The sequence below is a fragment of the Allobosea sp. 117 genome (assembly GCF_000702305.1).
Classification (GTDB): Bacteria; Pseudomonadota; Alphaproteobacteria; order Rhizobiales; family Xanthobacteraceae; genus Ancylobacter.
Window position 1 is genome coordinate 897638 of record NZ_JNLC01000010.1, and the last position, 22971, is coordinate 920608.

Here is a 22971-nt window from a genome sequence, read left to right on the forward strand (position 1 = left end):
TCATCCGCGCAGCTTTTCGCCATCGGGATCGACGAAGCCCGGCGCGCAGACTTCGACCTCGATGTCGCCTCCGCGTACCGGATCATAGGCGCGCACGCGCTCGCCGATCCGCTCCGGCCCGCGCTTCAGCAGGCCGAGGCCGATCCAGTGCTGAAGCGTCGGCGAGTAGCACACCGAGGTCATGTAGCCCTCGTCATTCGCGGTGTCGGCCGGCGCGCCGACTTTGAGGAAGTGCGCGCCCGCGCGCAGGCGCGACGTGCCGTCGACCGGCTTGAAGCCGACAAACGTCGGCCGCTCGGGATCGGTGAGGCCGGGACGGCCGGCCATGGTGCGGCCGACATAGTCCTTCTTGGTCGAGGCCATGCGCCCGAGCCCGAGATCGCGCGCCGTGGTCTGGCCGGACAGCTCGTTGCCGGAGACATGCCCCTTCTCGATGCGCATCACACCGAGCGCCTCGGTGCCGTAGGGGGTGATGCCGAACTCGGCACCCGCCGCCATCAGCGCCCGCGCCAGCGTCTCGCCGTGACGCGCCGGTACCGCGATCTCGTAGCCGAGCTCGCCCGAGAAGGAGAGGCGGAACAGCCGCGCCGGAATTCCGCCCATCACCGTGCCGATGATCGCGCCCATATAGGGCAGCGCTTCGTTCGACACGTCGACGCTGTCATCGACCACACGGGCCAGCACGTCACGCGAGCGCGGGCCGGCGAGCGCGATCTGCGCCCATTGCTCGGACACCGAGGCGATGGCCACATCCAGCTCCGGCCACAGCACCTGCAGGCAGAATTCGAGGTGCTGGTAGACCTTGGCGGCATTCGCCGTGGTCGTGGTCATCACATAGTGCTCAGGCGCAAGGCGCGCGGTGGTGCCGTCGTCCATCACCATGCCGTCCTCGCGCAGCATCACCCCGTAGCGCGCCTTGCCGACGGCGAGCGCGGAAAAGCCGTTGATGTAGACGCGGTCGAGGAACGCGCCGACGTCCGGCCCCTGCAGGTCGATCTTGCCGAAGGTCGAGACGTCGATCAGCCCGACCGAGGCGCGCACCGCGCTCACCTCGCGGTTCACCGTCGTAAGCCAGTCGGCTTCGCCGGGGCGCGGGAAATATTGCGCGCGCAGCCACAGCCCGGTCTCGACGAACACCGCGCCCTGCTCGGCCGCCCATTCATGGGTCGGCGTCGGCCGGGTCGGGCGGAAGTCCTTGCCCCGGTGATGGCCGGCCAGCGCGCCGATGGCGACCGGCGTGTAAGGCGGGCGGAAGATCGTCGTGCCGGTCTCGCTAATCCCGGCGCCGGTCAGCTCCGCCATGATGGCGAGGCCGGTGACGTTGGAGGTCTTGCCTTGGTCGGTCGCCATGCCGAGCGTGGTGTAGCGCTTTAGCAGCTCGACCGAGCGGAAACCCTCCTTGAAGGCGATGCCGACATCCTTGGCGGTCACGTCGTTCTGCGGGTCGACGAAGGCCGGCCCTTTCGAATCCGCGACATGCCAGAAGGCGGCGATTGCCGGCTCGGCGTCGTCCGCGATCGGAATCTCCGGCGTCGCCGTCGCGAAGCCGAGATCGGAGGCGGCGGCGGTGCCCGCCTGCACGCCGTCGCGCAGCGCGCCCGACAGGCTGAAATGCCCGCGCGCCGCGCCGGCGACGCTCAGCCCCGGCGGCGTCGCGCCGGGCACGAAGGCGGCGATGTCGGCATTCCAAATCGGCTTGCCGCCATGGTGGCAGGTGAGGTGGACATTGGGCGACCAGCCGCCGGACACGGCGAGCGTGTCGATGGCGAGCGCCTCCGTCGTCCCACCGTGGCGAACCTCGATCCCCGACAGCGTTTTCCCGCGCGTGCCGATCACCTGTCCGCCGGCGATCACGCGGATGTCGCGCCGTTCCGCTTCTGCGGTAAGGGCGGGAGAGATCGTCTCGCGCACATCGACGATGGCGGAAACGGCGATGCCGGCCTGCGCCGCGTCGAAGGCCGCGCGCCAGGCCTCGTCATTATTGGCGAAGACGGCGAGGTTCTTGCCCGCCGCCACGCCGAAGCGGTTGGCATAGGCCTGCACCGCGCCGGCCGCCATCACGCCCGGCCGGTCATTGCCGCCAAACACGATGGGGCGCTCGGTGGCGCCCGCCGCCAGCACGGCGCGCTTGGCAACGATCCGCCACAGCCGCTGGCGCGGCGCGAAAGGCGCGGGCTCGGCGAGATGGTCGGAGACCCGCTCCAGCGCGCCATAGGTGCCGCCGTCATAGACACCGAATACCGTGGTGCGGGTCATGATCCGCACTTTGGGGTTGCTCGCCAGCTCGGCGGCGAGCCGCGCAGCGAAGGCGTGGCCGGCCTCGTCGCCGACCGTGTGGCTTTCCGCGTTCAGCCGCCCGCCGGGCAGGAAGTCCTCGTCGGCGAGGATCACCCGCGCGCCGGCGCGGGCGGCCTCGCGCGCCGCCATCAGCCCAGCCGGGCCGGCGCCGATCACCAGCACGTCGCAGAAGGCGTTGGCCTTCTCATATTCGTCGGGGTCATTGCCGTCGGCGGCGCGGCCGAGGCCGGCGGCGCGGCGGATGACCGGCTCGTAGAGCTTTTCCCAGAAGCTCGCCGGCCACATGAAGGTCTTGTAGTAGAAGCCGGCGCCGAGGAAGGGCGCGACGAGCCCGTTCACCGACAGGAGGTCGAAGCCGAGCGAGGGCCAGCGGTTCTGGCTCGCGGCAATGAGCCCGTCATGGAGCTCGACGACGGTCGCCCGCGTATTCGGCTCGCGCCGAGCGCCCGCGCGCAGCTCGACGAGGGCGTTCGGCTCCTCCGGCCCGGCCGAGACGATGCCGCGCGGGCGGTGATATTTGAACGAGCGACCGACCAGCTTCACGTCATTGGCCAGCAGCGCCGAGGCGAGGGTGTCGCCCGCGAGTCCCGAATAGCGCTTGCCGTCGAAGGAGAAGGACAGCGCGCGCGCGCGGTCGACCAGACCGCCCTTGGCGAGGCGGCTCATGCGGCGTCTCCCGCAGGCTTGCGCGCCAGCTCGGTGCCGAGGATCGCGTGGGTACGGGTGTCGCGCGCGACCCTCACCCACTGCCGGCAGCCGCTGGCGTGGTACCACCATTCGCTGTGCGGCCCGGCCGGATTGTCGCGCAGATAGACGTAATCGAAGAACGTGTCTTCCGCGTCCGGCGCCGCCGGATCGGGTCGCGTCACCGTCGCGTCGCCGAGATAGGCAAATTCATGCGCGTCGCGCGCGCCGCAATAGGGGCAGGGGATGCGCATCAGTGCAGGTTCGGCTGGGCGCCGACTCCCTTCTCGTCGATCAGATGGCCGGTGCGGAAGCGGTCGAGCCGCATCGCCGCGGCGGTCTCGTGCGGCTCGTCCTTTGCCAGAAGATGCGCGAAGCACCAGCCCGAAGCCGGCGTCGCCTTGAAGCCGCCATAGCACCAGCCGGCATTGAGATAGAGCCCCGGCACCGGCGTCGCGTCGATGATCGGGGAGCCGTCCATCGACATGTCCATGATGCCGCCCCAGTGGCGCAGGAGGCGCAACCGGCCGATGCGCGGCATCAAGGCCATGCCGCCCTCGCAGACATCCTCGATGACCGGCAGGTTGCCGCGCTGGGCATAGGAATTGTAGCCGTCGATGTCGCCGCCGAAGACGAGGCCGCCCTTGTCGGACTGGGAGATGTAGAAATGTCCGGCGCCGAAGGTGACGACGCCGTCGATCAGGGGTTTAAGCCCCTCGGAGACGAAGGCCTGCAGTACATGGCTCTCGATCGGCAGGCGCAGCCCCGCCTGCCGGGCGACGCGCGAGGTCGAGCCCGCCACCGCGAGGCCGACCTTGCCGGCCCGGATCGGCCCGCGCGTGGTTTCGACGCCGACGATGGCGTCGCCCTCGCGCAGGAAGCCGGTGACCTCGCAATTCTGCACGATGTCGACGCCGAGCCGGTCCGCCCCGCGCGCATAGCCCCAGACCACCGCGTCGTGCCGCGCCGTGCCGCCGCGCCGCTGTAAGAGCCCGCCCTGGATCGGGAAGCGCGCATTGTCGAAGTCGAGGAAGGGGTACATCGCCCGCACCCCCTCGCGGTCCAGCAGCTCGGAATCGACGCCGGCTAGCCGCATCGCGTTGCCGCGCCGTGCATAGGCGTCGCGTTGCGCGTCGGAGTGGTAGAGGTTCAGCACGCCGCGCTGGCTGACCATCGCGTTGTAATTGAGCTCCTGCTCCAGCCCTTCCCAGAGCTTCATCGACCATTCGTAGAAGGGCTCGTTGCCGGGCAGCAGGTAGTTGGAGCGGATGATTGTGGTGTTCCGCCCGGCATTGCCGGAACCGATCGTGCCCTTCTCGATCACCGCCACGTTGCGGATGCCGTGAACCTTCGCGAGGTAATAGGCGGTCGCCAGCCCGTGCCCGCCACCGCCGACGATGATCACATCGTAAGAAGGCTTCGGCGCCGCGTCGCGCCAGGCCGGTTTCCAGCCGGACTGGCCGGTGAGCCCGTTCTTGAGGATGCTCAGGAAGGAATAGCGCATGGGGCCGCTCGCGAGACTAGGCGAGAAGCTATAGCCGGGCGACGAATGGCAGATAATATAAATTTTGCTTATAGTGTGCGCTGCTGGGAAATGACGGATATGCGTGGCCGCCCAAGACTTCGCGGGCGAAGGCGGTCGAGGAACCGAAACATACATGGCACCGCCCGACACGCTCCCCTTCGACCTGCGTTCGCTGGAGCTTTTCCTCACCGTCTGCGATGCCGGCACCATGGCGGAGGCCGCGCGCCGGCTCGGGCTCACCCAGCCGGCTATCTCGCAGGCGGTGGCCGATATGGAGCGGCGCATGGGGGTAGCGCTGTTCGACCGCCGCGCCCGGCCGATGGCGCTCACAGCCGCCGGCGGAGCGCTGCGCCAGCGCGGCAGCGCTCTGCTGTCCGAAGCCCGGCAGATCGCCCCACTCTTGCGCGAAACCGAGAACAGCCGGCTGCCGCTCCTGCGCGCCGGCCTCGTCGATTCGCTGTCGCGGGTGCTGATGGCGCCGCTCGCCGGGCGGCTGAACGAGCTCGCCGAGCAGGTCTCGGTGCTCTCCGGCCTCACCGCCTCGCATGCCGGCGCGCTGCTCACCCGGCAGCTCGACCTGCTGATCGGCGCCGACGACCTCGAGGAGATCGAGGGGCTGGAACGCTGGCCGCTGGTCACCGAGCCCTATCTTCTGCTACTGCCGGCCGACGTTCCGGCCCCCATGCGCCCCGCCGATCTGGAGGCGCTGGCGCGCGCGATGCCGCTGGTGCGCTTCTCCGCGCGCTCGCGCACCGGCATGGAGGTCGACCGGCATCTCAGGCGCCTGCGGCTCGACCTGCCGCGCCGGCTGGAGTTCGACACGCCCTATGGGGTGACGGCGAGCGTCGCCGCCGGGGCGGGCTTCGCCATCACCACGCCGCTATGCCTGATCGAGGCCGCGCTGCCGCTCGACGGGCTCACCTGCCGGCCGCTGCCCGGGCCGGGCTTCACCCGGCATCTGACGCTGATCGCGCGGCGCCACGAACTCGGCCGCCTGCCGCGCGAGATCGCCGCCTTCTGCCGCGATCGGCTGACGGGTCAGGCAGAGACGGGACGTGTGCTCGTCGGAGATTGGCTAGGCGAGGGGTTCCGGGTCGAGCCGTGATCAGCCCGGCCAGCGCCGGAGCGCCAGTACGGCGTTGAGCCCGCCGAAGGCGAAGCTGGAGGACAGCGCCACCTCGATCGCCGCCGGACGCGAGGCGTTCGGCACGCAGTCGATGTCGCAGTCCGGGTCCGGCTCGTTGTAGCCCATGGTCGGGGGCAGGAAGCCCTCGCGCAGGGCAAGCACGGTGGTGACGAGGTCGAGCGCCCCGGAGGCGTTCATCGTATGGCCGTACTGCGACTTCGACGAGGAGACCGGCAGTCGGCCGAGATGGTTGCCGAACACGTGGCGGAGCGCCGCCGTCTCGGTCTTGTCATTGAGCTGCGTCGCGGTGCCGTGTGCGCTGACATAGTCGACCGCCTCCGGCGCGAGGCCGGCATCCTCCAGCGCGAAGCGCATCGAGGCCGCAGCACTCGCCATGTCGGGGGCGGTGATGTCCATGCCGTCGGCGCTCATGCCGAAGCCGATCAGCTCGGCATGGATGGTGGCGCCGCGGGCGATGGCGCGGTCCATGTTCTCCAGAACCACGGCGCCGGCGCCCTCGCCGATGACGAGCCCGGCGCGGTCCTTGGAGAACGGCCGGCAGGCCTCGGGGGCGAGCACGCGCAGCGCTTCCCAGCTCTTCAGCATGCCGTAGGTGAGCTGGGATTCGCCGCCGCCGGTGATGGCGACGTCCAGCATGCCGGAGCGGATCATGTGGAAGGCGGTGCCGATGGAATGCGAGGCCGAGGAGCAGGCCGAGGCGATGGAGAAGGCGGGGCCGTGGATGCCGAGATCCATGGTCACATGGCTCACCTGCCCGCTCGGCATGGCGCGCGGCACGGTGAAGGGGTGCGGGCGCGGCGCCTTGTCGGCATAGAGCTTGTGGTAGCTGTCGTCGACGGCGTGGAAGCCGACCGAGGCGGCGAAGATGGCGCCGGCGCGGTGGCGCGCCACGCCTTCCAGCGCCGGACCGGCATCGGCCAGCGCCTGCCGGGCGACGACGACGGCGAATTGCGAGGTGCGGTCGACGAGGCCGAGCTGGCGCGGCTCGAAATGCTCTTCCGGCACGAAGCCTTTCACCTCGGCGGAGATCTTCGCCTTCATGGTGGAGACGTCGACCGCCTGCGTCACGCCGATGCCGACCTTTCCCGCCTTCAGGCCGGCGAGGTGGGTGGCGACGTCATTGCCCAGCGCGGAGAGCGCGCCGAGCCCGGTGATCGCGACGCGGGCGGACATCAGGCGGGCTTCGCCTCTTTCGCCTGCAGCAGCGCGGCGACGTGCTCGACCAGCGCGCCGACCGTCACGTCGTTGCCGTTCAGCGGCCCGTCGTTCGGAATCTCGATGTTGAAGCGGCTTTCCAGCTTGAAGATCGTCTCGATCAGGTCGAGCGAGGAGATGCCGAGATCGGCCACCGGGGTTGCGGGCGTCAGCAGGGCGGGATCGACGCCGACGTCGCCGGCGATGAAGTCGATGATTTCCGAAACGCGGGGGTCGTCTGTCTGCATGCGCCTGCTCGATGTTGCCGGATAGGGGCGGATTCGCGCACCCAAGCCCAGTTTCTTGACGTTCGTATCACAAACAGGTGCCGCTCGGACAACCTGCTGTGGAAAGCTCAGCCGGCTTGCCGCATCACCTGCGACAGGAAGGCATAGGAGGCCTTGGGCGTGCGCGCCAGCGTCTCGAAGTCGACATGGACGATGCCGAAGCGCCGCCTCTTGCCTTCCGCCCACTCGAAATTGTCGAGCAGCGACCAGACGAAATAACCCTTCAGCGCGCAGCCCTGCGCGATGGCGCGGCCGGCGGCGGCGAGATGCTCGCGCAGGAAGGCGACGCGCGGGGCGTCGTCGATCTTCCCATCCTGCGGCGCCGGGTCGTCGTAGCAGGCGCCGTTCTCGGTGATGTAGACGGGCGGATTGCCATAGCCGTCGCGCAGCCGCGCCAGTACCTCGACCAGCCCGTCCGGCTCGACCGGCCAGCCCATGGCGGTGGTCGGCGTGCCCTTGGGCAGCGGGCCGAAATTGGCGCCCGAGAGCACGCAGGCCGGATCGTCGACGATATGGGCGCGCCCGTAATAGTTCACGCCCAGAAAGTCGATCGGCGCCTTGATGGTATCGAGGTCGCCCGCCTTGACCAGCGGCGCGAAGGAGGAGGCGACGATCTCCGGGTAGCGGCCGTGGAACAGCGGGTCGAGATTGACCGTGTTCCACGCCGCGTCGAAGCGCTGGGCGGCCTTCGCGTCGATCTCGCGGTCGCTGGCCGGATGCACCGGCTGCAGCGACAGAACCGTGCCCAGATTCCAGCCGCGGTTCTCGGCGCGCAGTGCGCGGATCGCGGTGCCCTGCGCCAGATTCTGGTGGTGCTGGGCCATCACATAGCTCGCCCAGCCGGTCTGGCCCGGCGCGTGATTGCCGAAGGCGTGGCCAAAGATGGCGTGGACGGAGGGCTCGTTGAACATCGCCCAGTTCTTCACGCGGTCGCCGAGCCGCGCCGTCGTGGCGCGGGCATAGTCGGCGAACCATGAGGCGATGTCGCGATTGTGCCAGCCGCCGCGGTCCTGCAGCGCCTGCGGCAGGTCCCAGTGATAGAGGCAGGCCCAGGGGGTGACGCCCTTCTCCATCAGCCGGTCGGTGAGGCGGTCGTAGAAGTCGAGCCCGGCGGCGTTCACCGCGCCGGTGCCCTGCGGCATCACGCGCGGCCAGGCGATGGAGAAGCGGTAGGCGCCGAAGCCGCCATCGGCGAGCAGGTCGACGTCCTCGCGGTAGCGGTTGTAATGGTCGCAGGCGACGTCGCCATTGGTGCCGTCGGCGATGCGCCCCGGCTGGCGGCAGAAGCCGTCCCAGACGGACGGGGCGCGCCCGTCGGCGGCGACCGCCCCCTCGATCTGGTAGGAGGAGGTCGAGGCGCCCCAGACGAAGCCGCGCGGCAGCTTCGGCAGCTCGGCTTCGGGCAAAGCGAATTCGGCGTGCACGGTGCGCGGCAGCAGGGGCAGGGCAGTGGCGGCCGCCGCGGCGGCGAGCAGGTCACGGCGTCGTATCATCGGAACGCGGATCCCCCGGTGGGTCGAACCAAACGGACGGCAATTCGAACGGCACTGGTCAGCCGGCGAGCGCGCGAAGCAGCGACAATGCCGCGAGAGCCCCGGCCCCTTGCAGCGCGGCCCCCAGGCTGAACCGCGCGAGCCCGCTCGGCGGCGTCATGCGTCCGCCGACGGTGACGAGCCAGAACAGTCCGTCATTGATATGCGGCACCGTCATGGCGCCGGCGCCGACGGCCAGTGCGGCCAATGCGCGCCCCGCCTCGTCGTCGAGGCCGAGGCCGCCGAGGAGCGGCGCCGTCATGCCCGCCGCGGTGATGGCGGCGACCAGCGAGGAGCCCTGCAGCGTCTTCATGACGGCGGCGAGCGCGAAGGGCAGTACCAGCGCGAGCGCTGGCATCGGCTGCCAGCCCAGCAGCCGCTCGGCGTTCATCTCCGGCAGGCCGGTATCCTGGATCAGCTTCTGCAGCCCGCCCGCGGCGCCGATAACGAGCACCAGCACGGCGGCGCGCGCGAGCGCCTGCCCGGCCCAGCCCTCGTCGGCAAGGCCACCGCGCTGCCAATGCCAGCTCAGCAGGAGCAGGAGGCCGGTGCCGGCCAGCAGCAGGATCAGCGGCCGGCCGAAGGCCAGCAGGAATTCGCGGTTCGAGCCGCCGCCGAAAGGCTCCGAGGCGATGTCGCCCAGCGATGCGGTGATCAGGAAGCCGAGCAGCACCAGCGTGACGAGCACGAGTGCGAACGCACCACGCCTCGGCGCGTGGTAGCTGTCCGCATCCGCCGCGCCGGCGAAGGGCTCGGGCGCAGGCGCGTCGGTATCAGCCGCGAAATGGGCGAACACCACGCCGATGAGGAAAGGCAGCACCAGCGCCGGTACGCCGAAGGTGAGCGCGTGGCCCCAGTCGGCGCCGAGGATCGTCACCGCCGCGATCATCACCGGTGCCGGCAGGATGAGCCCGTGGCTCGCCGACAGCGCGAGGCCGAGGGTGAGCGCGCCGCGCGGGCTGTCCCCGGAGATCGCCCGGCGCAGCGGGGTGAGCACCGCGAAGGCGGCCGCCGGGCTGGCGCCGAGCCCGCCGAGGAGGCCGACCAGCGCAAGAGGGAGCGAGCGCCGCCGCCAGCCGCGCGCCCGCGCCTGCAGCCATGAGGTAGCGCCGGTGCCGTCGGCGATGGCCGCCATCAGCGCGCCGGCCACCACCACGAGGCCGAGCGACTGCAGGGTCTGCGAGAAGCCGATGCCGAAGGACTTGCCGACCTGGCTGGTCGCCATGCCGGCGCCGAAGCCGAAGAAGGCGCTCGCGACGATGAGGGCGAGGAAGGCGTTCACGTGCCCGCGCGCGGTGGCGATCACGAACAGGACGAGCGCGGCGAACAGCCAGGCGGCTTGGATGAGCGACATGCGATGCTGATGCTGAGCCGAGGAGGAGGGTCCTTGGATTAGCTTGTGCAGCGCCGCATGTCACGCCGGGGCCGGGAATGGGCGCGGAGCTTGCCCCCTCGGGCGCCGTCATCCTGAGGCGTCCCCGACAAGGACAGGCGCGCGGGTAGGGCGGCAGGGCGGCGTCGTTCCCATTGCCGCCCCACGGCGCTGCGGCTAGCTTCCCGCCCCATGATCGCGCTTCCGCTCCGCCTGCTGTTCCTCGCCGCCGCGCTCCTCGCCCCCATGACGCCGCTCCGCGCCGATCCGGCGCCCGGCTTCATCCGCGCGGAGGGCACGCGCTTCGTGAACCCGGACGGGTCGACCTTCCTCGTCAAGGGCATGAGCTTCGGCAACTGGCTGCTGCCGGAAGGCTACATGTTCAAGTTCAAGGTGCAGCGCTCGCCGCGCGAGATCGAGCGGGTGATCGAATATCTCGCCGGCCCGGAGGAGGCGGCGCGGTTCTGGCACGATTTCCGCGACGTCTATATCGGCGCCGACGACCTGCGTTTCCTCAAAGCCGCCGGCTTCACCACGGTGCGCGTGCCCCTCCACTGGAAGTTCTTCCTCGATCCCGCCGACCCGAACCGCGTCGACCCGAACGGCGAGGGCTGGGCGCTGATCGACCGGGCGATCGGCTGGGCGCGCGAGGCCGGCATCAAGGTCATCCTCGACATCCATGCCGCGCCGGGCGGCCAGACCGGGGTGAACCACGACGACGGCATCGGCTATCCGCTGGTGTTCTACGTGCCGGAATATCGCCGGCAGACCATCGCGCTGTGGACGGCGATCGCCACGCGCTACAAGGACGAGCCCACGGTGCTCGGCTACGACCTGCTCAACGAGCCGATCTCGCCCTATCACGACGCCGACTATCTCAATCCACGCCTCGAACCGTTCTATCGCGAGATCACGCAGGCGATCCGCGCGGTCGATCCGAACCATGTGGTAATCCTGGCGGCGGCGCAGTGGAGCACCAATTTCGGCGTCTTCACCCGGCCCTTCGACGCCAATCTCGCCTACACCTACCACAAGTTCTGGGCGAGCCCGGAGCGGCGCGAGGTGCAGGACTACGTCAATTTTGCCAATCGCTGGGGCGTGCCGCTGTTCCTCGGCGAGACCGGCGAGCTGACCGACGAATGGAACGCGAAATACCGCGCGATGAACGAGAAGTTCGGCATCGGCTGGAGCTTCTGGACCTACAAGAATCTCGATTCCCGCTCCACCGTCGTGTCCATCGCCAAGCCGGAGGGCTGGGACGCCATCGCCGCCTTCGGCTCGGTGCCCGAGAGCGACTGGGCCTCGATGCCGAAGCCGCCGCGCGAGGAGGTGGCGAAGACGCTGCGCGCCTATATCGAGAATGCCCGCTTCGCCAACGCCACGGTGAACCGCAGCTACGTCGCCTCGCTGGGGCTCAAGGCGCCGGAATAGCCCCTCGTTCCCCGGACAAGCCGCACGATGTGCGGCGCCGATCCGGGGCCCAGGAGAGACTCGGCGAAGCCGCCGAATTCCTTCAGGGAAGCGCCTGCGGCGGAGTCTCTCCTGGATCCCGGCTCTGCGCTCCGGCTTCGCCTGCGCTTGGCCGGGACACGGAAGCGCTGAGCGACCGCGCAAAAGCTTCCGGCCCCGCTCAGCCGTTCACCTTGCCGAGCGTCGCCACCAGCTCGGTGATCTTGCGGCGCTGCTCGTCGGCGTCGCCGGAGCGGATGGCGTGCTCGACGCAATGCGCGACATGGTCGCGCAACACTTCCTCCTCGACCTTCTTGAGCGCCGCCCGCACCGCCGCCACCTGGGTGACAATGTCGATGCAGTAGCGGTTCTCCTCGACCATGCGCGAGAGGCCGCGGACCTGACCCTCGATGCGGTTCAGGCGTTTTCGACAGGAAGAGCGCGTGTCGTTCTGCATGCTTGTCATATACCCCCACAGGGTATATATCGCAAGCCGGATGGATACCCCATGAGGGTATGGTGAAGGAGAGGGCGATGGCCGGGCACGATCACCACGGAGCGCATGGGGCGGGCAAGGACGCTGGCGGCTCCTGCTGCGGCGGCAAGGCCGCGGACGGCACGGACGCCAACCATGCCCCCCACCATGCCGCGGAGCAGGGTTCCTGCTGCGGCGGGCACCACGACCATGCGCCCCACGACCATGCGCCCGGCGCTCACGCCGGCCACGACCACGCCTCGCACCAGCACGCCGCTCCCGGCGCCCCCGCCCCACACATGGCCAAGGACCCGGTCTGCGGCATGGATGTCGATCCGCACACCGCGACGCTGAAGGCCGATCACAAGGGCATCACCTATTATTTCTGCTCGGCCGGCTGCCGCACCAAGTTCATCGCCAGCCCGGAAAAATATCTCGGCGATAAGGCACCCGCCGAAGCGGTGCCGGAGGGCACCGAATACACCTGCCCGATGCATCCGGAGATCCGCCAGATCGGCCCCGGCACCTGCCCGATCTGCGGCATGGCTCTGGAGCCGGTGACGGTCAGCCTCGATTCCGGTCCGAACCACGAACTGATCGACATGACCCGGCGCTTCTGGATCGGCCTCGTGCTGACCGTGCCGGTGGCGCTGCTGGAGATGGGCGCGCACTTCATCCCGGCGCTGCATCACTTGGTGCCGGCCGGCACCTCGCACTGGGTGCAGCTCGCCCTCGCTACTCCCGTGGTGCTCTGGGCCGGCTGGCCGTTCTTCGAGCGCGGCTGGCAGTCGCTGGTGACGCGCAACCTCAACATGTTCACGCTGATCGCGCTGGGCACCGGCGTCGCCTATCTCTACAGCCTCGTTGCCGTGCTGGCGCCCGGCCTGTTCCCGCCGGCCTTCCGCGCCGAGGACGGCTCGGTCGCCGTCTATTTCGAGGCGGCGGCGGTGATCACCGTGCTCGTCCTGCTCGGACAGGTGCTGGAGCTGCGCGCCCGCGACGCCACCTCCGGCGCCATCCGCGCGCTGCTCGACCTCGCCCCGCGCACCGCGCGGCGGATAAACGCCGATGGCGGCGAGGAGGAGGTCCCGCTCGATCAGGTCGCCGCCGGCGACCGGCTGCGGGTGCGCCCCGGCGAGAAGGTGCCGGTCGACGGCAAGGTGGAGGAGGGGCGTTCGGCGATCGACGAATCCCTCGTCACCGGCGAATCCATGCCGGTCACCAAGGCTGAGGGCGACCGCGTCATCGGCGGCACGCTGAACCGTTCCGGTGGCCTCGTCATGGTGGCGGAGAAGGTCGGGCGCGACACCATGCTCGCGCGCATCGTGCAGATGGTCAGCGAGGCGCAGCGCTCGCGCGCGCCGATCCAGCGCCTCGCCGACCGCGTCGCCGGCTGGTTCGTGCCGCTGGTGGTGCTGTGCGCCGTGCTCGCCTTCGCGGCGTGGATGATGTTCGGCCCCGAGCCGCGCTTCTCCTACGCTCTGGTGGCGGCCGTGGCGGTGCTGATCATCGCCTGCCCCTGCGCGCTCGGCCTCGCCACGCCGATGTCGATCATGGTCGGGGTTGGGCGTGGCGCGCAGGCCGGCGTGCTGATCAAGGACGCCGCCGCGCTGGAGCGGCTTGAGGCGGTCGACACGCTCGTCGTCGACAAGACCGGCACGCTCACCGAAGGCAAGCCGTCGGTCACCGCCATGGTGCCGGCGGAGGGCTTCGAGGCCGAAGAGGTGCTGCGCCTCGCCGCCGGCGTCGAGCGCCCCTCGGAGCATCCGCTGGCGCACGCCATCGTCGCCGCCGCAGAGGCGAAGGGCATCGCCATCCCTAAGGTGATGGGCTTCGATTCCCCCGTCGGCAAGGGCGCCTATGGCATGGTCGAGCGCAAGCGCGTGGTGCTCGGCAGCGCCGCCTTCCTGAAAGAGCTCGGCATCGAGACGAGCACGCTCGCCGCGCGGGCGGACGAGCTGCGGGCCGAAGGCGCCAGCGCCATCTTCATCGGCGTGAACGGCAAGGCGGCGGGTATCTTCGCCATCGCCGACGCGATCAAGGCGACCACGCCCGAGGCGCTGCGCGCGCTGAAAGAGGACGGCATCCGCGTCGTCATGCTCACCGGCGACAACCGCACCACGGCGCAGGCAGTTGCCCGCCGGCTCGGCATCGACGAGGTGGAGGCCGAGGTCGCGCCCGAGGATAAGAGCGCGGTAGTGGCCCGGCTGAAAAGCGAGGGCCGCGTGGTGGCGATGGCCGGCGACGGCGTGAACGACGCGCCCGCGCTGGCGGGAGCCGATGTCGGCATCGCCATGGGCTCGGGCACCGACGTCGCCATCGAGAGCGCCGGCGTGACGCTGTTGAAGGGCGACCTCACCGGCATCGTCAAGGCGCGGCATCTGTCGGAGGCGACCATGTCGAACATCCGCCAGAACCTGTTCTTCGCCTTCATCTACAACGTTGCCGGCGTGCCGATCGCGGCGGGCGTGCTCTATCCGGTGTTCGGCCTGCTGCTCTCGCCGATGATGGCGGCGCTCGCCATGTCGCTCTCCTCGGTGAGCGTCATCGGCAACGCGCTCAGGCTGCGCGCGATGCGGCTATAGGCAGTGGCTGTACAGGCGGGTTCCTTTCCCCGGACAAGCCGCGCGTCAGCGCGGCGCCGATCCGGGGTCCAGGAGGAACTCTTCTGCCGAAGGCAGGCTCAAGCGAGCAGGTCGTCCGTGAGATCACGCCACTGCGGATTTGCCGCCTCGATCAGATCGAGCTTCCAACTGCGTCGCCACTTCTTGAGCCGTCCCTCGCGCATCCGTGCCTCATCGATCGAGGCGAAATATTCGACATGCACGAGGCGCCTCACGCCGTAGCGCAGCGTGAAGCCCGGCACGAGGCCGGAGCGGTGCTCGGTGAGCCTGCGGGCGAGGTCGTTGGTCACGCCCACATAGAGCGTGCCGTTGCGGGCGCTGGCGAGAATGTAGACGGCGTAGCGCTCCATGAGCCCTCCCTTCCGGAAGGTATCATGAAGCGCCCGCGATGCGGGCGAAGTTGCACGCTGGGTCCCGGCTCGCCCTGCGCTGACGCTTCGGGCGTCCGGGACACGCGTTCCCCAGACAAGCCGCGCGTGAGCGCGGCGCCGATCCGGGGGGCAAGGGAGCACGATCTGCCGGAGGCAGGCTCTATCGCCTCACTCCGCCGCCATCTTGTAGGCGGCGGGGAGCTCGACCGGCATGGCGGAGGAGACCGTCTCGGCCAGCATCTGGGCGGTCACCGCCGAGAGCGTCCAGCCGAGATGCCCGTGCCCGGTGTTGTAGAACACGCCGGGCAGCTTGCCGGCGCCGACGCGCGGCAGCATGCTCGGCAGCATCGGGCGCAGGCCGGCCCACGGCACCACGCGGTCGGTGCTCACATCCGGGAACAGCTTGCGCGTCCAGTCGACCAGCGGGCGGATGCGGTCGGCGCGGATGTCGCGGTTCTCGCCGTTGAACTCGGCCGTGCCGGCGACGCGGAAGCGGTCGACGCCGAGGCGCGAGGTGACGATCTTGGTCTTGTCGTCGAGCAGGCTGACCCACGGCGCGCCCTTCTGGCTCGCCTCGTCATCCAGCATGACGGTGATGGAGTAGCCCTTCACCGGATAGATGTTCACCCGGTCGCCGAGCATGCTGGCGATGGCGCGCGAGCCGACGCCGGCGCAGACCACGAGGCCGTCGGCGGTCAGGCTGTCGCGGGTGGTGACGCCGTTCTCGTCGGCCGGCGGGCTGGTCCAGGTGATCTCGACGCCGGTTCCGAAGTGCCGGATCGCCTCGACGCTCGCCTCGTTGACGAAGCGCACGCCGCGCTGCTTGCAGGCGTCGGCGAGGCCGCGGGTGAACAGGTGGATGTCGCCGGTGGAATCGGAAGGGGTGTAGAAGCCGCCATAATAGTTGCCGTGCAGCGTCGGCTCGATCGCCCTGATCTCCTCCGGCGTCACCGCCTGGCGCTCGAGGCCGCCCTCGACATAGAGCATGTTGGTCTTGGCGGCGCCGTCGAAGCTCGCCTTGTCGCGGTAGATGTGGAGGATGCCGCGCTTCTCGTGCTTGAAGTCGATGTTCTCGCGCGCCGCCATCTCGAACATGTAGTCGCGCGACTTGATGGCGAGGCGGGTGGTCTCGATGGTGTTGGCGCGGTAATTGGCGATCTGGGCGAGGAACTCGGCCATCCAGCTATATTTGTGCCAGGAGGGCTTCGGGTTCATGAGCAGCGGCGCGTCCGGCGTCAGCATCCACTTGATGCCCTTCAGCACGGTCGCCCAGGAATTCCACACCTCGGCGTTGGAAGCGGAGAGCTGCCCGCCATTGGCGAAGGAGGTCTCCATCGCCGCGTAACGGTTGCGATCGATGACGGTGACGTCGTAACCCTTCTCGGAAAGGGCATAGGCGGTGGTCACGCCGGTGATGCCGGCGCCGATGATGGCTACGTGGGGTACGGACTGCTGGCGCATGGGGCTCTCCCGCGCTTGAGGACGACAAGGATCGGACACTCGTCCGTTCCGGCTGTCCCCAAATCTGTCGCGGTACCTGAGAGCTCGCCCCGAGACCAACGGAAACAGACCGTCACGCCGCCTCGGGCTTCCCCTTCGGTGGGTGCCTGGCAAGCCGCGCCGGCACCTCTCTCCAGATTGTCCTGACTATGCGGTCCCTGGTGCCTGAGAGTTTCCTTGGGGGGTTGCTCCGTCGGCGCCGACGCACTCGAGAGAGCCGTCGAACTCTCCCGCATACTCATTATCGGACCTCTATTGCATCGCACACGGGCACGATGAATTCAAGTGCAATCGTCATGCGCGACGCGCATGGGAAGGCCATGAGCCCAGCATTCACGGGCTTTTGCACGCCGGGAGGAGGGGCGCGTGGGGCGGCTGTGGAAAATCGGGGCAGCCGGCAGGGACTATCAGCCGGCCGGGACCGGCGATAGAAGCCGGGACGCCGGGTGGCCGACGGGAGGTGCCAGCATGACATTGAGGATCGAGCCGGCCGGCGAGGCCGACGAGCGCGCCGTGGTCCATCTCTGGCGCGCCTGCGGCCTCACCGTTCCCTACAATGATCCGGCGACCGATATCCGCATGGCGCGCGGCAGGCCGGCCTCCGACGTGCTGGTGGCGCGGCTCGAATGCGGGCGCGTCGCTGGCTCTGTGATGGTCGGCCATGACGGCCACCGCGGCTGGCTCTATTACGTCGCGGTCGATCCGATGATCCAGCGCCGGCAGGTCGGCGCCGAGATGGTCGCCGCGGCCGAGGAGTGGCTGCGCCAGCGCGGCATCGCCAAGGTGCAGCTCATGGTGCGCGAGACCAATGTCGGCGTCGTCGCCTTCTACGAGAAGCTCGGCTTCGAGGTCGCCCCGCGGATCCTCATGTCGAAATGGATCGACGGGCGGGAGTAGCGAGCCGCAACCTCACCGCCGCCCGCCGGCGGGGGACAGCCGCACGCCGGGGGCGGGGCGCTCCAGCAGCACCTCGCGGCGGAAGCGCACAAGGCGCGCCGGTCGCCCGCCGGTCTCCGCCGCCACCTCGCCGGTCTCCTCGACGAGGCGCTGCTGCTCGATCAGCCGGCGGAAGTTCTGCTTGTGCAGCCTCACCCCGGAGAGCGCCTCCACCGTGCGCTGGAGCTGGCCGAGCGTGAAGCTCGGCGGCATCAGCTCGAACACCACCGGACGGTACTTGATCTTGCCGCGCAACCGCGCGATGGCGAGCGCCAGCATGCGGCGGTGATCCACCGCCAGCTCGACCCCGGGCAGGAAGGTCGAGGCGCGCTCGCCTTCGAGGCCGCGCTCGCGCAGGCCCTCCGCCACCATGCCGGCCTCGTAGAGCAGCTCGTAGCGCTCCAGCACGCGCTCCTCGTCGCGGCTCTGGCCGAGCCCGAAGGCGAGCGAGATGCGCTCCGAACGCATGCCGCCAAGCGCCGCGCTTGGTGCCGCCGCCGCCCAGGCGCGCAGGCCCGGCTCCAGCACGTCGAGCACGGCCGGGCGCCCCTCGCGCCAGTCCTCCCAGGGGAAATAGCGGTACCAGCTCTCCCAGCTCGCTTCCGCGTCGCCGGCCGGGCGTGCTTCGCGCACCAGCGCGAGATAGGCGACCGAGAGGGCGCGGGCGGCCTGCTCGCCGTCAGTCTCGCGGCGGTCGCGGTCGCCGAAAGTGTAGAGCTGCTCGACATGGCCGAGCACCTGGTGGGTCTGCCGCTCCACCCATGTGCGCAGGCCGGTCTCCAGCGTGCGGTGCCCGCGCTCCAGCGGTCCGGAGGGCAGCGACTCGCGCCCGGCGTGGCGGATGACCAGCACCTTCGGATCGTCGCCCGTCACCGCGACGATCACCGCGCTCAGCCCGATCGACAGGCTGTCCTCGGCGGCGCCCGGGTCGCTGGAAAGGATGCTGGTCTGCGGTGCGGCGGGCATGAGCGGGTCGATGCGGAGCCTTGCGTGGCGGGTTGTTTCCCGGCGGTGATTCCGGCAAATCGCCGGCGCCGCAATCTAGCACGCTTGCGCGCCGCGCGGCGCGGTGGCATGCCGCCTTCGCACGAACGAGATGGAAAGGCCCTCCAGCATGGCGATCAGGCGCGTGACCCTCCCCGGCGGCGAGAAAGTGCCGCAGCTCGGCATTGGCACCTGGATGATGGGCGAGCGCGCGGCCGCCCTGAAGGACGAGACCGAATCGGTGCGCCTCGGCGTCGAGCTCGGCATGAAGCTGGTCGACACCGCCGAGATGTATGGCGAGGGCAAGTGCGAGAGCTTCCTCGGCAACGCGCTGGAAGGGTTGCGCGACGAGGTGTTCCTGGTCAGCAAGGTCTATCCGCACAATGCCAGCCGCGCCGGCGTGATCGCCGCCTGCGAGCGCAGCCTGAAGCGGCTGAAGACCGACCGGCTCGACCTCTATCTCCTGCACTGGCGTGGCGGCGTGCCGTTCGAGGAGACGGTGATCGGCTTCGAGCACCTGAAGACTCAAGGGAAAATCCGCCACTGGGGCGTCTCCAATCTCGACACTGACGACATGGAGGAGCTGTGGGAGGTGCCGGGCGGCGATGCCTGCGCGGTCAACCAGGTGCTCTACAACCTGACGCGGCGCGGCCCCGAGTTCGACCTCATTCCCTGGCTGCAGGAGAACGAGGTGCCGGTGATGGCCTACAGCCCGATCGAGCAGGGCCGCATCCCGACCGGCGGCGCGCTGGCCGCCATCGCGCAGAAGCACGGCGCGACGCCCTATCAGGTAGCGCTCGCCTGGGTGCTGCGCTTCCCCGGCAACATCGTCATCCCCAAGGCCTCGAAGCCGGCCCATATGCGCGAGAACCGCGGCGCGGCGGACCTCGCGCTCGACGCCGACGACCTCGCCGTTCTCGATGCGGCGTTCCCGCCGCCCACCCGCAAGCGCTCGCTGGAGATGCTGTGAACCGCGCCGCCGCTCGGACCGCTCAGGCGGCCGGGCAGCGGGCCGTCCGGCGCGGCACGTCGGCGATCAGGTAGGCCGCAACGGCGGCGACCACCAGGGCGCCGCCGAGGAGCGCAGATCCCCCGGCCTGTTCGTCGAAGGCGAGCCAAACCCAGAGCGGCGACAGCACCACGTCGAGAAGCATCAGAAGGCCGGTCTCGCCCGAGCGTAAGCTGCGCCCGCCCATCAGTGTCAGCACGTTGGCGAGGCCGGAAGTGAGGACGCCCAGCAGGGCGCAGATCAGCAGAGAATCCCTTGAGGGCAGGCCGATGGGGGCGAGTGGCAGGGCGATGAGCGCCGCACCGGCCGCCGAGACGAGGCTCAACAAAGTGAGATCGAGCGTGGGGTGCTTCTTCGCCTGCACCAGCAGCCCGGCCCAGCTCGCCGTCATGAAAAACGAGACGGCGATGCCGGCGATATCCGTCGCCGAGATCGCGGCGCCGGCCGTGATGACGATGCCGGTGGTCGCCAGCGCGGCCGCGGCGCCGAAGCGCCGGCTCAGCGGCTCGCGCAGTACGACGAGGCCCATGGCGGCGGTGACGAAGGGCAGCGCGGCATAGATGGTCATGACCGTCGCGACCGAGGTGAGCTGGAGGGCGCCGATATAGGAGACGTTGCCGGCGATCGCGAGCCCGACGGTGAGGAGGCCCGCCTTCGAGAAGGTGGCACGAATGCTCTCCGCCCTGTTGCGGCTGGCGATCAGCCAGAACGGTCCGAGAGCCAGCGCAGTGAACAGCGAGCGCCAGAGGACGATCGACCAGGAATCGAGCGCGGCCATCCGGACGAGAAGGCCGACGGAGCTCCACAGCAGTGTGGCGAAAAGCACGAAGACGAGGCCGGCCGAACGCGTGCGCATGATGGACATGGCTGCCTCACTGTGTTCCGATTTCAACATATGTAGATTGGAGTAGACCGGTCGTCTAGTATGAATGGCAAGATCTCCACGCGCGACAGGATCGTCGCGGCCGGCAGGAAGGCGATGCTGGAACAGGGCTATGAAGGCACCGGTATCGGCCCGCTGCTGGCATCGGTCGCGGTGCCCAAGGGATCCTTCTACCACTTCTTCGCCAGCAAGGAGGATTTCGCCGCCGCAGTACTCGCCGCCTATGCTGACCAGTATCGTCAGCAGCGGCAGGAGCTGTTCGCCGACGCCGGCCTGAGCCCGATGGCGCGGATCGAGCGCCATCTCGTGCAGCTCGAGCGGGACACGACGTCGGAGGCGAACGCGGCCGGATGTCTCTACGGCGTTCTCGCCCAGGCGGCGCCCGGCCTCGGTGCCGAGCTGCGCGGCCGGCTGAATGAGGTTTTCGCGGCATGGGAGCAAGATCTGGCCGCGCTCATCGTCGAGGCCCAGCGTGCGGGCGAGGTCGACGCCGCGCTCGATCCGGTGGAAACCGCCGCCCATGTGATCGACGGCTATGAGGGTGCGGTCATCCGGGCGCGCGCCGGTGACGAGCCGGCGGCCTTCGCCCGCTTCCGCAAGTTCACGCTGGCCATGCTCAAGCGCGCCACCGGTGCGGAGCCTCGCTGAGCGCGTGTGAGTATAACCCTATCGACAGGCGGCCGTCCTGACCCGATAAGGCGCTGCGGCGGATATCCGCCGCCTGCCTCTTCCTGCCGCCGGACGCCCCCCGTGCCCAATGCCTCGCTGATATCCCTCGATCGCGTCACCCTCAGGCGGGGCGGGCGCGTCGTGCTCGACGGCATCTCGCTCACCTTCACCGAGCCGCGCATCGGCCTGATCGGCAATAACGGCTCGGGCAAGAGCTCGCTGGTGCGCCTGCTGAACGGCCTGCTCGCCGCCGACGAGGGGCGCGTCGTGGTGCACGGGCTCGACGCGCGCGAGAAGGCCGCCGAGCTGCCGCGCAAGGTCGGCTTCATCTTCCAGAACCCCGACCACCAGATCATCTTCCCGACGGTTGTCGAGGAAATCGCCTTCAGCCTCGAACAGGCCGGCCGCACCCGCCGCGAGGCCGCCGGCGAGGCCAAGGCGGCGCTCGCCCGCTTCGACCGCGAGAGCTGGGCCGACCGGCCCGTTCACGCGCTCTCCGAGGGCGAGAAGCAGCTTCTGTGCATCATCGCCGTGCTGGTGATGGAGCCGGCGGTGATCGTGCTCGACGAGCCCTTCTCCAGCCTCGATCTGCCGACCCGGCGCCGGCTGGAACGCCTCATCGCGGGCCTGCCGCAGCAGGTGCTCATGATCGCCCACGAGCTCGACGCCTTCGACCTCTATGATCGCGTCGTCTGGCTGCATGAGGGCCGCGTGCGGATGGACGGCCCGCCGGTCGAGGTGGTGAGCGCCTATCGGGACATGGTCGAGGCGGAGGCGGGCGGATGATCTCGCTCTACCTCGCCGAGCGAACCTGGCTGCATGGCGTCCCGGCGGGGTGGAAGCTGCTGGCCCTCGCCCTCATCAGCCTCGCCGTCACGCCCTTCGACAGCCTGCCCTTGATGGCCGGCCTCGTCGCGGCGACGCTCGCCCTCTATGCCTCGCTCGGCCGCGCCGCATTCGCGCAGGTGGCATTGCTCAGGCCGATGTGGCCGCTCTTCGCCATCCTGATCGCCCTGCACTGGTGGAACGGCGACATCCTGCTCGGCCTCGTCGTGAGCTTGCGCATCGTCGCGATGATCCTCATCGCCAATGCGGTGACCATGACCACCCGCATGGACGCGATGATGGACGTCATCGAGCCCGCTTTGCGCCCGCTCGGCTGGTTTGGCATACCGCCGCGCAGCGTCGCGCTCGCCGTGGCGATGATGATCCGCTTCGTGCCGCTGCTCTTCGCCCTGTGGGAGGCGCTGAACGAGAGCTGGCGCGCCCGCACCGGCAAGCGGGGCGGCTGGCGTCTTCTCGCGCCCTTCTGTATCCAGACGCTGCGCCTGTCGCACCACACCGCCGAGGCGCTGGCCGCGCGAGGCGGGGTATTCCGGGGAGAACGCCGATGAAGGACCGCACGCTCGTCCAGATCGCCCTCTACGCCGCCATCATCGCGGTGCTCGGGCTGCTGCCGAGATTCGACATTCCGCTCGCCGGCGGCGTGCCGATCACCGCGCAGAGCATGGGCATCATGCTGGCGGGGGTTATGCTCGGCGCCTGGCGCGGGGCGCTGGCGGTCACGCTGTTCCTGTTCGTGGTGGCGCTCGGCGCGCCGCTGCTGGCCGGCGGACGCGGCGGGCTCGGCGTGTTCTTCGGCCCCTCGGTCGGCTTCCTGCTCGGCTATCCGGTCGCCGCTTTCGCCGCCGGCCTGATCATGCAGCGCTTCCGCAACCAGCCGGTGCTCCCGGTGGCGCTCATCGCGGCGGTGATCGGCGGCATCGTGGTGCTCTACCCGCTCGGCATCATCGGCATGTCGACGCTCGGCAGCCTCTCGCCGCTCGACGCCGCCAAGGCGTGCCTGATCTTCATTCCGGGCGACACCATCAAGGCCGTGCTGGTCGCCCTGGTCGCCCAGACGGTGGCGCGCGGCTATCCCGAGGCGCTGATCTCGCGCGGGGCGTGAGGGAAAGCGTGCCTCCCGCCCCGCGCGCCGTCATCCCGAGGTGCTCGACCGCAGGGCGAGCTTTGAGCGATGCTCGTCTTGCCG

The 22971-nt window shown here is 69.6% G+C and carries 21 protein-coding genes and 2 riboswitches; of the genes, 9 read left to right on the forward strand and 12 right to left on the reverse strand.

The features are described from left to right. The 3 genes from U742_RS0106290 to U742_RS0106300 are packed head-to-tail and all read right to left on the reverse strand — an operon-like array spanning position 1 to position 4486. Positions 1-2964, reverse strand: coding sequence for a sarcosine oxidase subunit alpha family protein (locus U742_RS0106290; protein WP_029351131.1), 2964 nt, complete (start codon positions 2962-2964; stop codon positions 1-3). Beyond that, on the reverse strand, positions 2961-3236 hold the full coding sequence (locus tag U742_RS0106295) for a sarcosine oxidase subunit delta (protein WP_029351133.1): 276 nt from the start codon (positions 3234-3236) through the stop codon (positions 2961-2963). Before U742_RS0106295 ends, U742_RS0106290 begins: the two co-directional genes overlap by 4 nt. Next, positions 3236-4486 (reverse strand): sarcosine oxidase subunit beta family protein, encoded by a 1251-nt coding sequence (locus U742_RS0106300; RefSeq protein ID WP_029351135.1) that lies wholly within the window; start codon positions 4484-4486, stop codon positions 3236-3238. Before U742_RS0106300 ends, U742_RS0106295 begins: the two co-directional genes overlap by 1 nt. Positions 4487-4640: 154 nt before the next feature. Here U742_RS0106300 and U742_RS0106305 point away from each other — a divergent pair, with 154 nt between their 5' ends. Continuing rightward, positions 4641-5612, forward strand: coding sequence for a LysR family transcriptional regulator (locus U742_RS0106305; protein WP_029351137.1), 972 nt, complete (start codon positions 4641-4643; stop codon positions 5610-5612). On the opposite strand, the gene U742_RS0106310 is transcribed toward U742_RS0106305, so the two are convergent. The 4 genes from U742_RS0106310 to U742_RS0106325 form a co-directional block, all read right to left on the reverse strand. Next, on the reverse strand, positions 5613-6827 hold the full coding sequence (locus tag U742_RS0106310) for a beta-ketoacyl-[acyl-carrier-protein] synthase family protein (RefSeq protein ID WP_029351139.1): 1215 nt from the start codon (positions 6825-6827) through the stop codon (positions 5613-5615). Further along, a complete protein-coding gene (locus U742_RS0106315; protein WP_029351141.1) occupies positions 6827-7096 on the reverse strand; it encodes an acyl carrier protein in 270 nt (89 codons plus the stop codon). Before U742_RS0106315 ends, U742_RS0106310 begins: the two co-directional genes overlap by 1 nt. Before the next feature lie 107 nt (positions 7097-7203). Continuing rightward, positions 7204-8628: a GH1 family beta-glucosidase gene (locus tag U742_RS0106320; RefSeq protein ID WP_029351143.1), complete on the reverse strand. Its 1425-nt coding sequence runs from the start codon at positions 8626-8628 to the stop codon at positions 7204-7206. A 58-nt stretch (positions 8629-8686) separates the two neighbouring features. Next, a complete protein-coding gene (locus U742_RS0106325) occupies positions 8687-10021 on the reverse strand; it encodes a GntT/GntP/DsdX family permease (protein WP_029351146.1) in 1335 nt (444 codons plus the stop codon). 210 nt (positions 10022-10231) lie between these two features. Between U742_RS0106325 and U742_RS0106330 the strand changes: the two genes are divergently transcribed. Continuing rightward, complete coding sequence (locus tag U742_RS0106330; protein ID WP_029351148.1) at positions 10232-11470, forward strand: glycoside hydrolase family 5 protein; 1239 nt, start codon at positions 10232-10234, stop codon at positions 11468-11470. A gap of 199 nt (positions 11471-11669) precedes the next feature. Here U742_RS0106330 and U742_RS0106335 read toward each other — a convergent pair whose 3' ends face one another. Beyond that, complete coding sequence (locus tag U742_RS0106335; protein ID WP_029351150.1) at positions 11670-11945, reverse strand: metal-sensitive transcriptional regulator; 276 nt, start codon at positions 11943-11945, stop codon at positions 11670-11672. A gap of 317 nt (positions 11946-12262) precedes the next feature. Between U742_RS0106335 and U742_RS0106340 the strand changes: the two genes are divergently transcribed. After that, the gene (locus tag U742_RS0106340) at positions 12263-14548 is read left to right on the forward strand and encodes a heavy metal translocating P-type ATPase (RefSeq protein WP_038360777.1); all 2286 of its coding nucleotides are present in this window, start codon (positions 12263-12265) and stop codon (positions 14546-14548) included. A gap of 98 nt (positions 14549-14646) precedes the next feature. On the opposite strand, the gene U742_RS0106345 is transcribed toward U742_RS0106340, so the two are convergent. After that, positions 14647-14937, reverse strand: coding sequence for a GIY-YIG nuclease family protein (locus U742_RS0106345; RefSeq protein ID WP_029351154.1), 291 nt, complete (start codon positions 14935-14937; stop codon positions 14647-14649). 189 nt (positions 14938-15126) lie between these two features. Beyond that, the gene (locus U742_RS0106350) at positions 15127-16419 is read right to left on the reverse strand and encodes a D-amino acid dehydrogenase (RefSeq protein WP_029351156.1); all 1293 of its coding nucleotides are present in this window, start codon (positions 16417-16419) and stop codon (positions 15127-15129) included. Between the two features lie 61 nt (positions 16420-16480). Then, positions 16481-16598, reverse strand: a riboswitch (glycine riboswitch). A 2-nt stretch (positions 16599-16600) separates the two neighbouring features. Continuing rightward, a riboswitch (glycine riboswitch) is annotated at positions 16601-16701 on the reverse strand. 225 nt (positions 16702-16926) lie between these two features. Between U742_RS0106350 and U742_RS0106355 the strand changes: the two genes are divergently transcribed. Then, the gene (locus U742_RS0106355; protein WP_029351158.1) at positions 16927-17355 is read left to right on the forward strand and encodes a GNAT family acetyltransferase; all 429 of its coding nucleotides are present in this window, start codon (positions 16927-16929) and stop codon (positions 17353-17355) included. A 12-nt stretch (positions 17356-17367) separates the two neighbouring features. Here the strand turns inward: U742_RS0106355 and U742_RS0106360 are convergent, their stop codons facing one another. Next, positions 17368-18360 carry an NUDIX hydrolase gene (locus tag U742_RS0106360; protein ID WP_029351160.1) on the reverse strand — a complete coding sequence of 331 codons (993 nt, stop codon included), beginning with the start codon at positions 18358-18360 and terminating at the stop codon, positions 17368-17370. A gap of 148 nt (positions 18361-18508) precedes the next feature. Here U742_RS0106360 and U742_RS0106365 point away from each other — a divergent pair, with 148 nt between their 5' ends. Then, positions 18509-19348 carry an aldo/keto reductase gene (locus U742_RS0106365; RefSeq protein ID WP_029351162.1) on the forward strand — a complete coding sequence of 280 codons (840 nt, stop codon included), beginning with the start codon at positions 18509-18511 and terminating at the stop codon, positions 19346-19348. Positions 19349-19370: 22 nt separating this feature from the next. Here U742_RS0106365 and U742_RS0106370 read toward each other — a convergent pair whose 3' ends face one another. After that, on the reverse strand, positions 19371-20252 hold the full coding sequence (locus U742_RS0106370) for a DMT family transporter (RefSeq protein ID WP_248310274.1): 882 nt from the start codon (positions 20250-20252) through the stop codon (positions 19371-19373). A gap of 60 nt (positions 20253-20312) precedes the next feature. On the opposite strand from U742_RS0106370, the gene U742_RS0106375 reads away from it, so the two are divergent. From U742_RS0106375 to U742_RS0106390, 4 genes are all read left to right on the forward strand, one after another. Continuing rightward, complete coding sequence (locus tag U742_RS0106375; protein WP_029351166.1) at positions 20313-20918, forward strand: TetR/AcrR family transcriptional regulator; 606 nt, start codon at positions 20313-20315, stop codon at positions 20916-20918. A 102-nt stretch (positions 20919-21020) separates the two neighbouring features. Beyond that, complete coding sequence (locus tag U742_RS0106380; RefSeq protein WP_029351168.1) at positions 21021-21725, forward strand: energy-coupling factor ABC transporter ATP-binding protein; 705 nt, start codon at positions 21021-21023, stop codon at positions 21723-21725. After that, a complete protein-coding gene (locus U742_RS0106385) occupies positions 21722-22333 on the forward strand; it encodes an energy-coupling factor transporter transmembrane component T family protein (protein ID WP_029351169.1) in 612 nt (203 codons plus the stop codon). The genes U742_RS0106380 and U742_RS0106385 overlap by 4 nt, the downstream gene beginning before the upstream one ends. Further along, positions 22330-22887, forward strand: a complete 558-nt coding sequence (locus tag U742_RS0106390) for a biotin transporter BioY (protein WP_029351171.1) — start codon at positions 22330-22332, stop codon at positions 22885-22887. Before U742_RS0106385 ends, U742_RS0106390 begins: the two co-directional genes overlap by 4 nt. Positions 22888-22971: the final 84 nt, after the last annotated feature.